Consider the following 14,321-nt stretch of genomic DNA (forward strand, 5'->3'; position numbering starts at 1 on the left):
ACCCCGCGAACCCCACACCCCACGAACCCACGTCCCAGCGGACCCCACGCCCCCGCCCCCGCCAACGGGAACGCGGCGCCGCCCCGCCCGCGCGGGGGCGGCGCCGCGCGGCCGCCGGCGCGTCCGCTAGCGCAGCACCATGCCGTCGGCCGAGGTGCCCGGCGCCTCCGGCAGGGCGACCAGGCCCAGCTCGGCGCGGTCGCTCAGCAGCGGGTGCCGGGGCAGCGCCCGGACGGTGAACCCGCAGTTGCCCGCGCGCTCCAGCGGCACCGCCCCGGTGAAGCGCACCGCGCCCGGTCCGCCGTTGGCCGGGGCGGCCGGGTCAGGGGCCAACTCCGCGAACTCGGGGTCCACCAGCTGCTCGGAGTCCGAGACCCGGCCGATGGCGACCTCCACCCGGACGTCGGCGGGGTCGAGCCCGTTGAGCGCCACCGAGGCCCGGACCTCCAGGGCGCGGCCCACCAGGGGCGGCCCCTCCATGCCCATGACCTCCACGTGCTCCACCCGCACGCCCGGCCAGGCGCCGCGCACGCGGTGCTTCCAGGCCGCCAGGTCGCGGGCGCCGCGCATGTCCTCGGCGCCGAGCAACCGCGAGGAGTCCGCCGCGCCCTGGTAGAGCAGCGTGACGTAGTCCTGCACCATGCGGGTGGCCAGCACCTTGGGGCCCAGCGACACCAGGGTGTGCTTGACCATCTCCAGCCACCGCTTGGGCAGCCCGGCGTCGTCGTGGTCGTAGAACAGCGGCACGACCTGCTGCTCGATGAGGTCGTAGAGCGCCGCCGCCTCCAGGGCGTCGCGGCGGTCGGGGTCCTCGACCCCGTCGGCGGTGGGGATGGCCCAGCCGTTGGAGCCGTCGTACCACTCGTCCCACCAGCCGTCGCGCACCGACAGGTTCAGCCCGCCGTTGAGCGCGGCCTTCATGCCGGAGGTGCCGCACGCCTCCAGCGGGCGCAGCGGGTTGTTCAGCCACACGTCGCAGCCCTGCACCAGGGACCGGGCCAGGTCCATGTCGTAGTCGGGCAGGAACACGATCCGGTGCCGCACCCGCGGGTCGTCGGTGAAGCGGACGATCTCCTGGATGAGCCGCTTGCCGCCCTCGTCGGCGGGGTGGGCCTTGCCCGCGATCACGATCTGCAGCGGGCGGTCGGGGTCGAGCAGCAGCGACGCCAGCCGCTCGCGGTCGCGCAGCATCAGGGTGAGCCGCTTGTAGGAGGGCACCCGGCGGGCGAACCCGATGGTCAGCACGTCGGGGTCGAGGACGTCGTCGACCCAGCCCAGTTCGGCCTCGCTGGCGCCGCGCCGCCGCCAGGAGGCGCGCAGCCGCTCGCGGGCGTCGTCGACCAGGCGCCGCCGCAGGGTGCGGCGCATCTCCCACAGCTCGGCCTCGGCGGCGCCGGTGACCTTCTCCCAGCCCTCCACGCCGCTGAACTCGCCGGTGTCGGGCACGATGCGGTGCGCCAGCTCCTGGGCCTCCTCGGCCACCCAGGTGCACGCGTGCACGCCGTTGGTGATGGAGGTGATGGGCACCTCGGCGGTGTCGAACCCCGGCCACAGCCCCTGGAACATCTCGCGGCTCACCGCGCCGTGCAGCCGGCTGACGCCGTTGACCCGCTGGGCCAGGCGCATGCCCATGACCGCCATGTTGAACACCCCGGGGTCGCCGCCGGCGAAGTCCTCGGCGCCCAGCGCCATGACCTCGTGGGAGGGCACGCCCGCCGCGACCGAGTCGCCGTCGGTGAAGTGGGCCTCCACCAGGTCGCGGGCGAACCGGTCGATGCCCGCCGGAACGGGCGTGTGGGTGGTGAAGACCGTGCCGGCGCGGGCGGCCTCGACGGCCTCGGCGAAGGACAGGCCCGTGCTGATGTACTCGCGCACCCGCTCCACGCCCAGGAAGCCGGCGTGGCCCTCGTTCATGTGGAAGACCTCGGGGTCGGGGTGGCCGGTCACGCGGCAGTAGGCCCGCACGGCCCGCACGCCGCCCACGCCCAGCAGCAGCTCCTGGCGCAGCCGGTGCTCCTTGCCCCCGCCGTAGAGGCGGTCGGTGACCCCGCGCATCTCGGCGGGGTTGCCCTCGTGGCCGGCGTCGAGCAGCAGCAGCGGCACCCGCCCGACCTGGACGACCCACACGTGCGCGCTGAGGCGGCGCCCGCCGGGCAGGTCCAGCACGATGTCGACGGGGGTGCCGTCGCCGGCGCGCAGCTGGGTGAGCGGCAGGCTCCGGGGGTCGACCTCGGGGTAGTCCTCCAGCTGCCAGCCCTCGGGCGAGAGGGCCTGGGTGAAGTAGCCGTGCTGGTAGAGCAGGCCCACTCCGATGACGGGCGCGCCGAGGTCGCTGGCGCTCTTGAGGTGGTCGCCCGCCAGAATCCCCAGGCCGCCGGAGTACTGGGGCAGTGCGGCGGTCAGGCCGTACTCGGCCGAGAAGTAGGCGACGGCGGCGGGCGCCCGCCGCCGGGCGGCGTACTCCTGGTACCAGCGGGGTTCGGCGAGGTAGGTGTCGAGGTCGGCGTCTGCGGCGCGCAGCCGGGCGAGGAAGTCCTCGTCGCGGGCGAGCCGGTCGAACCGCTCGCGGTCGACCTCGCCGAGCATGCGGAAGGGGTCGTGGCCGCAGTCGCGCCAGACGGCGGGGTCGACGGCGGCGAAGACCTCCCGGGTGGGCGCGTGCCAGGCCCAGCGGAGGTTGGCGGCAAGCCGCTCCAGGGGCGCCAGCGCCTCGGGCAGGACGGTACGGACGGTGAACCTGCGAATCGCCTTCACGCAGCGTGAGGCTAGTCAATGCGCGGCCCCGGCGCGACCCTTCCGCGCCGATTTCCACCAGATCGTTGGAAATACCGTGTTCCAACGGTGTTTCACGCCACGCCCTAAATTCCGGATAAAGCATGCCATCGGGCACACTGCGCACCCGGCTTTCACTCCGCGTCGACCTCTGGACGCACATAATCCGTCGAGTGTTTCCGTTATATGTCGAACCGAAACCCGGGTGACGGAAGATACTCGCGATGCACCCGCCCGATCCGCCCGCTTTGCCGCGCCACCTCCCCGCACCCCGCATCGCCGCTGGTCAGGGGATTCCCAAGGGAGTGTGATGACAATCACAAAAATATCCGGTCCCGGACTGTCGGCTCCGCCCCGGTTCCGGCCTGACGATAGACAGGGGAGCACGCTTGACCTGAATGACCGAAAGCCGCGGTGTATGGCTATTCGGCCGCGCCGCGCTGCCCAACGGCGCTTTCGCGAGCCTCACATAATGACAAATCCGACATGCTCGGCTATCTGGACATCGATGGTGCACCTGTGATTGGACGCATTCCCATTCTCGACGTATCGCCGGTCCTGGACCACGGCACCGCCAAGGCGGCCACCGGCGAGACCATCCCGGTCAGCGCGACCGTCATCCGCGAGGGCCACGACGCGCTGGGCGCCGGCGTGGTCCTCTACGACCCCCGGGGGCGCCGCCGCCCCCTGCGCACCATGAGCCTGCTGGCCCCCGGCACCGACCGCTACGGCACCGAGGTCACCGTGGACCACGAGGGCCGCTGGAGCTTCGTCGTGGAGGCGTGGAGCGACCCCATGGCCACCTGGCGCCACGACGCGGGCATCAAGATCCCGCTGGGCCAGGACGTCGACCTCATGCTGGAGGAGGGTGCCCGGCTGTTCGAGCGCGCGGCCCGGCGCGTGCCCCGCCGCCCGGCCATGGCCCGCATCGCCGCCGCGCTGCGCGACGACTCCCTGTCCCCCGCCGCCCGCCTGGAGATCGCCACGGGCCCCGAGGTCGCCGCCGAACTCGCGGCCGACCCGCTGCGCGAGCTGGTCACCCGCACCAAGCGGTTCCCGCTGGTGGTGCACCGCCGCCGCGCGCTGTACGGCTCCTGGTACGAGTTCTTCCCGCGCTCCGAGGGCGCCGCCCAGGAGGGCCCCGACGGCACCTGGCGCTCGGGCACCCTCGCCACCGCCGCCAAGCGCCTGCCGGCCATCGCCGACATGGGCTTCGACGTCGTCTACCTGCCGCCCATCCACCCGGTGGGCCGGTCCTTCCGCAAGGGCCCCAACAACACCCTGGAGGCCGGGCCCGGCGACCCCGGATCGGTGTGGGCCATCGGCGCCGCCGAGGGCGGCCACGACACCGTCCACCCCGACCTCGGCACGCTGGCGGACTTCGACGACTTCGTCGCGGCGGCCGGCGAGAACGGCCTGGAGGTCGCACTCGATCTCGCGCTCCAGTGTTCACCCGACCATCCGTGGGTAGTCGAGCACCCCGAGTGGTTCACGCGCCGGGCCGACGGCTCGATCGCCTACGCCGAGAACCCGCCCAAGAAGTACCAGGACATCTACCCGCTCAACTTCGACAACGACCCCGAGGGCATCTACGCCGAGGTCCTGCGCGTGGTCCGGCACTGGATGGACCACGGTGTCCGGATCTTCCGAGTCGACAACCCGCACACCAAGCCCGTGGCGTTCTGGGAGCGCCTGCTGGCCGACATCGCGGCCACCGACCCCGACGTCCTCTTCCTCTCCGAGGCGTTCACGCGGCCGGCCATGATGCGGACCCTGGCCAAGGTCGGGTTCCACCAGTCCTACACCTATTTCACCTGGCGCAACACAAAGGAGGAGATCGAGGACTACCTGCGCGAACTCACCCAGGAGACCGCGCACTTCCTGCGGCCCAACCTGTTCGCCAACACCCCCGACATCCTGTCGGGCTACCTCCAGCACGGGGGGCGGCCGGCCTTCGAGATCCGCGCGGTCCTCGCCGCGACGCTGTCGCCGGCATGGGGGATCTACTCCGGCTACGAACTCTGCGAGAACACCCCCGTCCGCCCGGGAAGTGAGGAATACCTGGACTCAGAGAAATACCAGTACCGCCCTCGCGACTGGGCCGCGGCCGAGTCCGAGGAAAAGACCATCACACCGCTCCTGCGCAGGCTAAACTGGCTAAGGCGAAACCACCCTGCACTGCAGGAGTTGCGTAACCTGCGGTTCCATCATGTCGACCAGCCGGAGCTGATCTGCTTTTCCAAACGGCTGGCCGGGGCCGGCGATCAAGGACGCGACGACGTCGTCCTCGTGGTCGTCAACCTCGATCCGCACCACGCGCATGAAGCGACGGTGTGGCTCGATATGCCCGCTCTCGGATTCCCCCCTGACTCAGGGATAACCGTTACCGACCAGATTTCGGGGGAATCGTACCACTGGGGAGCGGCCAATTATGTCCGCCTTGACCCGCATATCCAGTCCGCACACATTTTCACAGCAGTCCCCGCTGAATAAGGCATTCGCAACGGAGCGCCGCCTTATCGAGGCCACCTGCTCCCTTCGCGAGCCACTGCAGCGGCAGGCGCTGGAACGCCCAACTGGTGGAGTAGCCTCGTGACCACTTCAGAGCCGGTGCCAGGCACCAGGTCGAGCACGTCCCACGCGCCGCTCGCGGCGGTGCCCGACACGTTCACCCACGAGAAACCACGCGATCCCTACTGGTACAAGCACGCGGTCTTCTACGAGGTGCTCGTCCGCGGTTTCTTCGATTCCAACGGCGACGGCACCGGCGACCTCCGCGGCCTGATCGAGAAGCTCGACTACCTCGAATGGCTGGGTATCGACTGCGTCTGGCTCCTGCCGCTGTACGAGTCGCCCCTGCGCGACGGCGGCTACGACATCTCCGACTACATGAAGATCCTGCCCGAGTTCGGGCAGATCGCCGACTTCGTGGAGCTGGTCGAGCAGGCGCACCGGCGCGGCATCCGGGTCATCGCCGACCTGGTCATGAACCACACGAGCGACCAGCACCCCTGGTTCATCGCCTCGCGCGAGGACCCCGAAGGGCCCTACGGCGACTTCTACGTGTGGTCCGACACCACCGAGCGCTACGGCGACGCCCGCATCATCTTCGTCGACACCGAGCAGTCCAACTGGTCCTACGACGAGGTCCGCGGGCAGTACTACTGGCACCGGTTCTTCTCCCACCAGCCCGACCTCAACTTCGAGAACCCGGCGGTGCAGGAGGCCATCCTGGAGGTCCTGCGCTTCTGGCTGGACCTCGGCATCGACGGCTTCCGGCTGGACGCCGTGCCCTACCTCTACGAGCGCGAGGGCACCAACTGCGAGAACCTCAAGGAGACCCACGAGTTCCTCAAGCGCATCCGCGCCGAGGTCGACCGCCTCTACCCCGACCGCGTCCTGCTGAGCGAGGCCAACCAGTGGCCGGCCGACGTGGTCGACTACTTCGGCGACTTCGAGTCCGGCGGCGACGAGTGCCACATGAACTTCCACTTCCCGCTGATGCCGCGGATGTTCATGGCGGTGCGCCGCGAGCAGCGCTACCCGATCTCCGAGATCCTCGCCCAGACCCCGCAGATCCCGCGCAACTGCCAGTGGGCCATCTTCCTGCGCAACCACGACGAGCTGACGCTGGAGATGGTCACCGACGAGGAGCGCGACTACATGTACTCCGAGTACGCCAAGGACCCGCGCATGCGGGCCAACGTCGGCATCCGCCGCCGCCTGGCGCCGCTCCTCGACAACGACCGCGACCAGATCGAGCTGTTCACCGCCCTGCTGCTCTCCCTGCCGGGCTCGCCGGTCCTCTACTACGGCGACGAGATCGGCATGGGCGACAACATCTGGCTGGGCGACCGCGACGCCGTGCGCACGCCCATGCAGTGGACCTCCGACCGCAACGCCGGATTCTCCCGGTGCGACCCCGCGCGGCTCTACCTCCCGCTGATCCTCGACCCCATCCACGGCTACCAGGCGCTCAACGTCGAGGCCCAGCGCGACAACCCCGGCTCGCTGCTCAACTGGACCCGCAAGATGATCCAGATCCGCAAGCGCCACCCGGTGTTCGGCACCGGCGAGTTCACCGAGCTGCACGCGAGCAACCCCAGCGTGTTCGCGTTCGTCCGCGAGTACGGCGACGACCGCATGCTCTGCGTCAACAACCTGTCGCGTTTCCCCCAGCCGGTGGAGCTGGACCTGCGCAGATTCGAGAACGTCACGCCCGTCGAGTGCATGGGGGGCGTTCGGTTCCCCGCAATCGGGGAACTCCCCTACCTACTGACGCTTCCCGGACACGGCTTCTACTGGTTCCAACTGCCTCCCCTGGACGAGGCCGACGGGCCCACCACCGACGACCGCAACCGACAGACGCCACCGACCCCGCAGCCCGGCACGACCACCGCGCGGCGGGCCCCCGCGGCAGCTGCGGGCCCGGCACATCCGGCCACCACGGCGGCCCGGGCGCCGCGCACCGCCGGCCCCACCGGCTCCTCCGGCGCGCCGGGAACGCGGCGATAAAAGCGGAAGAGGTCTTAGCGACATGACGCAGCTTGAGGAGCTTCTGGCTGACTGGATCCCACGGCAGCGGTGGTTCGCCGGAAAGGGGGCGCCGATCGACACCCTGCGTGTCGAGGGCGACCATCCCCTGCTCGGCGGCGAACCCGGCCTGCGCGTCCTGGTCGTCGCCATCGGCCAGCGCGGAACCGTGTCCCGATACCAGGTGCTCCTCGGGCTCCGCCCCGCGGGGACCCTGCCCGAGGAGTTGGCGCACGCCGCCATCGGGGTGTGCGACCTCGGCTTTGGCGAACCGCGGGCCGTCTACGACGCCGCACACGACCCCGAACTCACCGAACTCCTGCTGGAGCGCCTCGCCGAGGGCCCCGGCACCCCGCCCGCCGCCGGCGGCGGCGAGCCCGTGCGCTTCCGCCGCCTGCCCGGCGCCACCGTGCGCACCGGCCTGCGCAGCCTGGTGCTCAAGGGCGAGCAGTCCAACACCTCGCTGGTCTACGGCGAGGACTACGTCCTCAAGGCGTTCCGGCGGCTGTGGCCGGGCGTCAACCCCGACCTGGCGCTGACCGCCGCCCTGGCCGGCTCCCCCTACGTGGCGCGGCCCTACGCCTGGATCGAGACCGACATCAGCACCGGCACCCGGGCCGACGCCGACGGCACCGCGGGCGCCGGCGGCACCGGCGGGAGGCCGCCGACCACGTCCACCACCCTGGCCATGCTCCAGGAGTACATGCGCAGCGCCACCGACGGCTGGGTCCTGGCCGCCACCAGCGTGCGCGACCTCTACGCCACGCCCGAACTCCCGCCGGGCGAGGCCGGCGGCGACTTCGCCGGCGAGGCCGAGCGGCTGGGCGCCGCCACCGCCGCCGTGCACCGCGCCCTGGCCCGCGAACTGCCCACCGACGTCCTCACCCCGGCCGCCCTGCGCGAACTCGCCGGGGCGATGATGGACCGGCTGCACCTGGCCACCTCCGAGGTCCCCGAGCTGCACCCCTACGTCGGCGTGCTGCGCACGGCCTACGAGGCGTTCGCGCGCGTCGACGAGCCGCTGCCCATCCAGCGCGTGCACGGCGACTACCACCTGGGCCAGGTCGTGCGCACCGACTCCGGCTGGGTGCTGCTCGACTTCGAGGGCGAGCCCGCCACCCCGGTGGCCGACCGCCAGCGGCCCTCCAGCCCGCTGCGCGACGTCGCCGGGATGCTGCGCAGCTTCGACTACGCCGCCCGCTACCAGCTCGTGGGCTCCTCGCGGGCGCCCGAGCTGGCCCCGGCCGCCCGGGCCTGGGCACAGCGCAACCGCGAGGCGTTCAGCGCGGGCTACGCCTTCGGCGGCGGGGTCGACCCCGAGAAGCACCAGACCGTGCTGCGCGCCTTCGAGTACGACAAGGCGGTGTACGAGGTCCTCTACGAGGCCCACCACCGGCCCTCGTGGCTGCGCATCCCGCTCGACTCCATCGCGGCCCTGGCCGCCTAGCGGGCGTCCGGCGCGCCCGCCCGTCCGGCGCGGCGCGGCGGCCGCACACCCACCATCCCGTCCCTGCCAGCCCCGTCCTACCAGGATTGCGACGATTCCCATGAGCGTCCCCACGCCCGTTCCGACGACCGAGATCGACCGCCTGGTCGAGGGCCGCCACCACGACCCGCACAGCCTGCTCGGCGCCCATCCCGGCCCCGACGGGGTCGTCGTGCGCGCCCTGCGCCCGCTGGCCCGGTCGGTGCACGCGGTGCTGGCCGACGGCACCCGGGTCGAGCTGCGCCACGAGCACCGGGGGGTGTTCTCCGGCGTGCTGCCGGGAACGGCGGTGCCCGACTACCGGCTGGCCGTGGCCTACGACGGCGCCGGCGAGTCGGTCGGCGACGACGGCTACCGCCACCTGCCCACGCTGGGCGACCTCGACCTCCACCTGATCGGCGAGGGCCGCCACGAGGAGCTGTGGCGCGCCCTGGGCGCCCATACGCGCCGCTACCCCTCGCCCATGGGCGAGGTCGCCGGGGTGGGGTTCGCGGTGTGGGCGCCCGGCGCGCAGGGGGTCCGGGTCATCGGCGACTTCAACCACTGGGACGGCACCGCCCACCCCATGCGCTCGCTGGGCTCCAGCGGGGTGTGGGAGCTGTTCGTGCCCGGCCTGGGCGACGGCGCGCTGTACAAGTACCAGATCCTGGGCCGCGACGGCGTGTGGCGCGACAAGGCCGACCCGATGGCCTTCGCGACCCAGCGCCCGCCCGAGACCGCGTCGGTGGTGTTCACCTCGCGCCACCAGTGGCGCGACGACTCCTGGCTCTCGGAGCGCAAGACCCAGGAGTGGACCCGGCGGCCGATGAGCGTCTACGAGGTCCACCTGGGCTCGTGGCGCCCGGGCCTGTCCTACCTGGAGCTGGCCACCGAGCTGGTGGCCTACGTGCGCGAGATGGGCTTCACCCACGTGGAGTTCCTTCCGGTGGCCGAGCACCCCTTCGGCGGGTCGTGGGGCTACCAGGTGACCTCCTACTACGCGCCGACCTCGCGGTTCGGCTCGCCCGACGACTTCCGCGCCCTGGTCGACGAACTGCACCGCGCCGGGATCGGCGTGCTGGTGGACTGGGTGCCGGCGCACTTCCCCGACGACGCGTGGGCCCTGGCGCGCTTCGACGGCTCGCCCACCTACGAGCACCCCGACCCCCGGCGCGGCCGCCACCCCGACTGGGGCACGCTGATCTTCGACTACGGCCGCCGCGAGGTCCGCAACTTCCTGGTGGCCAACGCCCTGTTCTGGCTGGAGGAGTTCCACATCGACGGCCTGCGGGTCGACGCCGTGGCGTCCATGCTGTACCTGGACTACTCCCGCGGCGACGGCGAGTGGACCCCCAACGTCCACGGGGGCCGCGAGAACCTGGAGGCGCTGGACTTCCTCAAGGAGCTGAACGCCACCGCCTACCGGCGCAACCCGGGGATCATGATGGTCGCCGAGGAGTCCACCGCCTGGCCCGGGGTCACCCGGCCCACCGACTCCGGCGGCCTGGGGTTCGGGTTCAAGTGGAACATGGGGTGGATGCACGACACCCTGGAGTACCTCAAGCGCGACCCGGTGCACCGCCAGTACCACCACGGCGAGGTCACGTTCTCCATGGTCTACGCCTACAGCGAGAACTACGTGCTGCCGCTGTCCCATGACGAGGTCGTGCACGGCAAGTCCTCGCTGCTGTACAAGCTGCCGGGCGACGAGTGGCGGCGCTTCGCCGGCCTGCGCGGACTGCTGGGCTACATGTGGTCCCACCCCGGCAAGCAGCTGCTGTTCATGGGCGGCGAGATCGGCCACGGCGATGAGTGGTCGCACGAGGCCGGGGTGCAGTGGTGGCTGCTGGACCACGCCTACCACCGCGGCGTCAAGGCGCTGGTGGCCGACCTCAACCGGGCCTACCAGACCAGTCCGGCGCTGTGGTCGCTGGACACCGAGCCCGCCGGGTTCACCTGGCTGGACGGCGGCGACTCCGGGGGCAACACGCTGTCGTTCCTGCGCCACGGCGAGGACGGTTCGGTGATGGCCTGCCTGGTGAACTTCTCGCCGGAGCCGCGCACGGGCCGCCGTCTGGGGCTGCCGCGCGCCGGGGCCTGGCGCGAGGTGGTCAACTCCGACGCGCGCGTCTACGGGGGCGGCGGGATCAGCGCGGCGCCGGGCGCCGAGGCCGGCGAGGGCGCCGTGGTGGCCGAGGACCTACCCGGGCACGGCCAGCCCGCCTCGGCCGAGGTGGTGTTCCCGCCGCTGGCGGCGGTGTGGCTGGCGCCGGTCGAGCGGGCCTAGCGCGGCGCGCGCCCGGCGCCCCCGGGGGCGCCGGGCGCCGCCCGCGCGAGCCGCCTCAGCGGTCGTTGTAGGCGGTGACGTCCATCGAGGCGGCCACCTCGTCGTAGAGCGTGGAGTACTGCGCGTCGACCGACCACACGTACACCGCGACGTCGCTCTGCGGCAGGAACCACAGGCGCACCTCGAAGGTGTCGTCGTTCTGGCAGGTGACCTCCCACACGCGGTGGTGGGACTTCAGGCCGTCGGCGTGCTGGGCCAGCCCCTGGGGGTCGTCGACCGGCACCTTCTCGGCCCCGGCCACGCCCACGTCGGCGGCCGCGGCGGTGGTGAGGCTGCGGCACTTGTCGGGGGTGGAGGCCCAGCCGTTGGCGGCGTCGTACTGCTTGCGCGGCCACTTGTTGGGATCGTTCTCGGCCACGTGCGGCAGCACCTGGATCGCGCCGTAGCCGCAGCCGTCCTGGCCGGGCGGGCGCATGCACAGGGTGCCGCCGGTGTTGTCGACGCTCCAGTTCTTGGGCGCGTTGATCTTGATGCCCTCGACCTCGACCGGGGTGAAGCCCTCGGCCGGCGGGGGCTCGGCCGCGGCGACGACGGCGCTGTAGGAGGACTCCGGTTCGGGGCCGCCGCCGGAGCCGCCCGAGCCGCCGCCGCAGGCGGTGAGCAGGACCAGCGCCGCCACCGCGGCGCCGGCCGCGGCGGCCGAGGACCGCACCGAACCCGACGTGCCGGACATGGGCTTCCCTTCTGCCTGCGGGGGTGACCACCCCGACGATAGCGGGCAATCGCGGCCTTCGCGTCATCCGGTCGCGCGGGCGGCAGCGGCTAGCCTGTGGGCATGGTGGACGTCGCGAAGCTGCTCGAACCCGTGTCCCAGTACCGCCGGCGGCGCAGTGGGCCGCTGATCCTCGAACTCGACCTCACCGGGGGCCTGGCCGAGGAGGCCCCGGTCACCCCGCTCGGCGAGGTCGTGGCCCGCCGCCGCCAGCAGCTCCTCGACGTCGTCGAGGGCATCCGGCGCGGCGCCCAGGACCCCCGCGTCAAGGCGCTGGTCGCCCGGATCGACGGCCAGGCCCTGGGCGTCGCCAAGGTCCAGGAGGTCCGCGCGGCGGTGGCCGCCTTCCGCGCCGCGGGCAAGGAGGCCGTGGCCTGGAGCGAGTCCTTCGGCGAACTGGGCCCGGGCACCGTGAGCTACTACCTGGCGACCGCCTTCGACCACATCGCCCTGGTGCCCACCGGGTCGGTGGGGCTGACCGGCGTGAGCCTGGGCCAGACCTTCTACGGCGGCGCCGCCGAGCGGCTGGGCGTCCGCTTCGAGGGCGGCGCGCGCCACGAGTACAAGACCGCGCCCAACCGGTTCACCGAGCGGTCCTTCACCGAGCCCCACCGCGAGGTGGTCGAGCGGATCGTGCACTCGCTGACCGACCAGGTGGTCGAGGGCATCGCCGAGGGGCGCGGCCTCACCGCCGACCGGGTGCGGGAGCTGATCGAGCGCGGGCCGTTCCTGGCCGCCGAGGCGCTGGAGGCGGGCCTGGTCGACCGGCTGGCCTACCGCGACGAGGTCTACGGCGACCTGCGGCGCCGCCACGGCGCCGGCTCCGGCGGCTCGGGGGGATCCGGCGGCTCGGCCGCGTCCGAGCGGGGCGGCGCGGACCCCGGCTCCTCCCCCGGCGGCGACGGCGGCGCGCGCCTGCTCTACGTGGGACGCTACCGGCACCGCGCCGCCGTGGCCGAGCGCGTGCCCGCCGCCCGCCCCGCCCCCTACATCGCGCTGATCACCGCCACCGGCATGATCACCTCCGGGCGCAGCCGCCGCTCCCCCCTCAGCGGCGCCACCATGGGCGCCGACACCGTCGCAGCGGCCCTGCGCGCGGCCCGCCGCGACCCCCACGTGCGGGCCGTGGTGTTCCGCGTCGACAGCCCCGGCGGCTCGGCGGTGGCCTCCGACCTGATCCGCCGCGAGGTCCGGCTCACCAGCGAGGCGGGCACACCCGTGGTGGCCTCGATGGGCGACGTCGCCGGCTCCGGCGGTTACTACGTCACGCTGGGCGCCGACGCCGTCGTGGCCCGGCCCGGCACCATCACCGGCTCCATCGGCGTCTACAGCGGCAAGCCGGTGCTCACCGGGCTGCTGGAGCGCCTGGGGATCGCGGTCGAGCGGGTCGACGGCGGGCCGCACGCCGCGATGTTCGGCACCGACCGCGGGTTCAGCGAGTCGGAGTGGGAACGGGTCAACGCCCTGCTGGACGACGTCTACGCCGACTTCACCGGCAAGGTCGCCGCGGCCCGGGGGCTGACCCCCGAGCAGGTCGACCGGGTCGCGCGCGGCCGGGTGTGGACCGGGCGCGACGCCTTTGAACACGGCCTGGTCGACGATTTGGGCGGCCTCCCGGCGGCGGTGCGCATCGCCCGCGAGAAGGCCGGGCTGCCCGGCGGGAGGCTGCGCGCCTTCCCCACGGGCGGCGCCTGGGACCGGCTGGTGCCCGCCGACTCCAGCGAGGACCGCGCGGCCGCGCCCCGCTCCGGCCTGGTCCCCGCGCACGGCCTGCTGGGCGAGTTGGCGGTGCTGGCGGGGTGGCCGCAGGGCGCGCCGCTGGTGATGCCCGAGCGGTGGGAGGTCCGGTGAGCGGGGCGGCCCCCTCGGTGGCCCCCGCCGCCTACACCGAGACCATGGCCCGCTTCGCCACCGGGGTGACCGTGCTCACGGTGCGCGACGACCGCGACGACATCGGCAGCACGGTGAGCGCCTTCACCTCCGTCTCGGCCGACCCCCCGAGCGTGCTGGTGGGGCTGGCCGCGCACAGCTACCTGTGCGAGGTGCTCGACGCCCAGGGCGCGTTCGCGGTGAGCGTGCTGGCCGCCGACCAGCGGGCGCTGGCCGGGCGGTTCGCCGCCGAGGGGCGGCCCAGCGCGCGCCTGCTGCTGGCCGAGGAGCCGCACCGGCGCGGCGAGCGCACCGGCGCGCTGGTGCTGGAGGACGCCGTGGCGGCGCTGGAGTGCGTGGTGGCCCAGCGGGTGCCGGCCGGCGACCACGTGCTCTACATCGCCGAGGTGGCCGGGCTGCCCGACGTGGGCCGGGGGCGGGCCGACCAGGCCGGTCCGCTGCTGCGGTTCGGCGGGCGATACCGCACTTTGGGCTAGCTCAAACTTTCTCTAGAGATAACCCTTCGCGTTCCGGCCGTAACCTCAATCTGTGCGTGCGGGCTAGTTCCGCGCGGGCCGTGGCGCGTCGTCCAATGGAGGGTATGGATGGCTTCTACACGGCGC

8 protein-coding genes are annotated in these 14,321 nt (G+C 72.7%); 6 read left to right on the forward strand and 2 right to left on the reverse strand.

What is annotated here, in order from left to right; genetic code table 11:
* Positions 1-126: 126 nt before the first annotated feature.
* Positions 127-2,754, reverse strand: a complete 2,628-nt coding sequence (gene glgP, locus HNR12_RS10155) for an alpha-glucan family phosphorylase (protein WP_179767256.1) — start codon at positions 2,752-2,754, stop codon at positions 127-129.
* Between the two features lie 537 nt (positions 2,755-3,291).
* Between glgP and HNR12_RS10160 the strand changes: the two genes are divergently transcribed.
* From HNR12_RS10160 to glgB, 4 genes are all read left to right on the forward strand, one after another.
* Positions 3,292-5,265 carry an alpha-1,4-glucan--maltose-1-phosphate maltosyltransferase gene (locus HNR12_RS10160; protein WP_179767257.1) on the forward strand — a complete coding sequence of 658 codons (1,974 nt, stop codon included), beginning with the start codon at positions 3,292-3,294 and terminating at the stop codon, positions 5,263-5,265.
* Positions 5,266-5,427: 162 nt separating this feature from the next.
* Positions 5,428-7,287 (forward strand): maltose alpha-D-glucosyltransferase, encoded by a 1,860-nt coding sequence (gene treS / locus HNR12_RS10165; protein WP_308118570.1) that lies wholly within the window; start codon positions 5,428-5,430, stop codon positions 7,285-7,287.
* 22 nt (positions 7,288-7,309) lie between these two features.
* Positions 7,310-8,752 (forward strand): maltokinase N-terminal cap-like domain-containing protein, encoded by a 1,443-nt coding sequence (locus tag HNR12_RS10170; RefSeq protein ID WP_179767258.1) that lies wholly within the window; start codon positions 7,310-7,312, stop codon positions 8,750-8,752.
* Positions 8,753-8,852: 100 nt separating this feature from the next.
* The gene (gene glgB, locus HNR12_RS10175; RefSeq protein WP_179767259.1) at positions 8,853-11,057 is read left to right on the forward strand and encodes a 1,4-alpha-glucan branching protein GlgB; all 2,205 of its coding nucleotides are present in this window, start codon (positions 8,853-8,855) and stop codon (positions 11,055-11,057) included.
* A 55-nt stretch (positions 11,058-11,112) separates the two neighbouring features.
* On the opposite strand, the gene HNR12_RS10180 is transcribed toward glgB, so the two are convergent.
* Entirely contained in the window at positions 11,113-11,790 is a 678-nt protein-coding gene (locus tag HNR12_RS10180) for a hypothetical protein (protein ID WP_179767260.1), read from the reverse strand.
* Between the two features lie 102 nt (positions 11,791-11,892).
* Here HNR12_RS10180 and sppA point away from each other — a divergent pair, with 102 nt between their 5' ends.
* A complete protein-coding gene (sppA, locus tag HNR12_RS10185; RefSeq protein WP_179767261.1) occupies positions 11,893-13,680 on the forward strand; it encodes a signal peptide peptidase SppA in 1,788 nt (595 codons plus the stop codon).
* 44 nt (positions 13,681-13,724) lie between these two features.
* Positions 13,725-14,195: a flavin reductase family protein gene (locus HNR12_RS10190; protein ID WP_179770526.1), complete on the forward strand. Its 471-nt coding sequence runs from the start codon at positions 13,725-13,727 to the stop codon at positions 14,193-14,195.
* Positions 14,196-14,321 lie beyond the last annotated feature (126 nt).

The organism is Streptomonospora nanhaiensis (assembly GCF_013410565.1).
GTDB classification, from domain to species: Bacteria; Actinomycetota; Actinomycetes; order Streptosporangiales; family Streptosporangiaceae; genus Streptomonospora; species Streptomonospora nanhaiensis.

Excerpts from the sequence above, each read along its gene's own strand:
- HNR12_RS10170 (WP_179767258.1), top strand. The coding sequence starts at position 7,310 with ATGACGCAGCTTGAGGAGCTTCTGGCTGACTGGATCCCACGGCAGCGG.
- sppA (WP_179767261.1), top strand. The coding sequence starts at position 11,893 with ATGGTGGACGTCGCGAAGCTGCTCGAACCCGTGTCCCAGTACCGCCGG.
- glgB (WP_179767259.1), top strand. The coding sequence starts at position 8,853 with ATGAGCGTCCCCACGCCCGTTCCGACGACCGAGATCGACCGCCTGGTC.
- HNR12_RS10190 (WP_179770526.1), top strand. The coding sequence starts at position 13,725 with ATGGCCCGCTTCGCCACCGGGGTGACCGTGCTCACGGTGCGCGACGAC.
- HNR12_RS10180 (WP_179767260.1), bottom strand. The coding sequence starts at position 11,790 with ATGTCCGGCACGTCGGGTTCGGTGCGGTCCTCGGCCGCCGCGGCCGGC.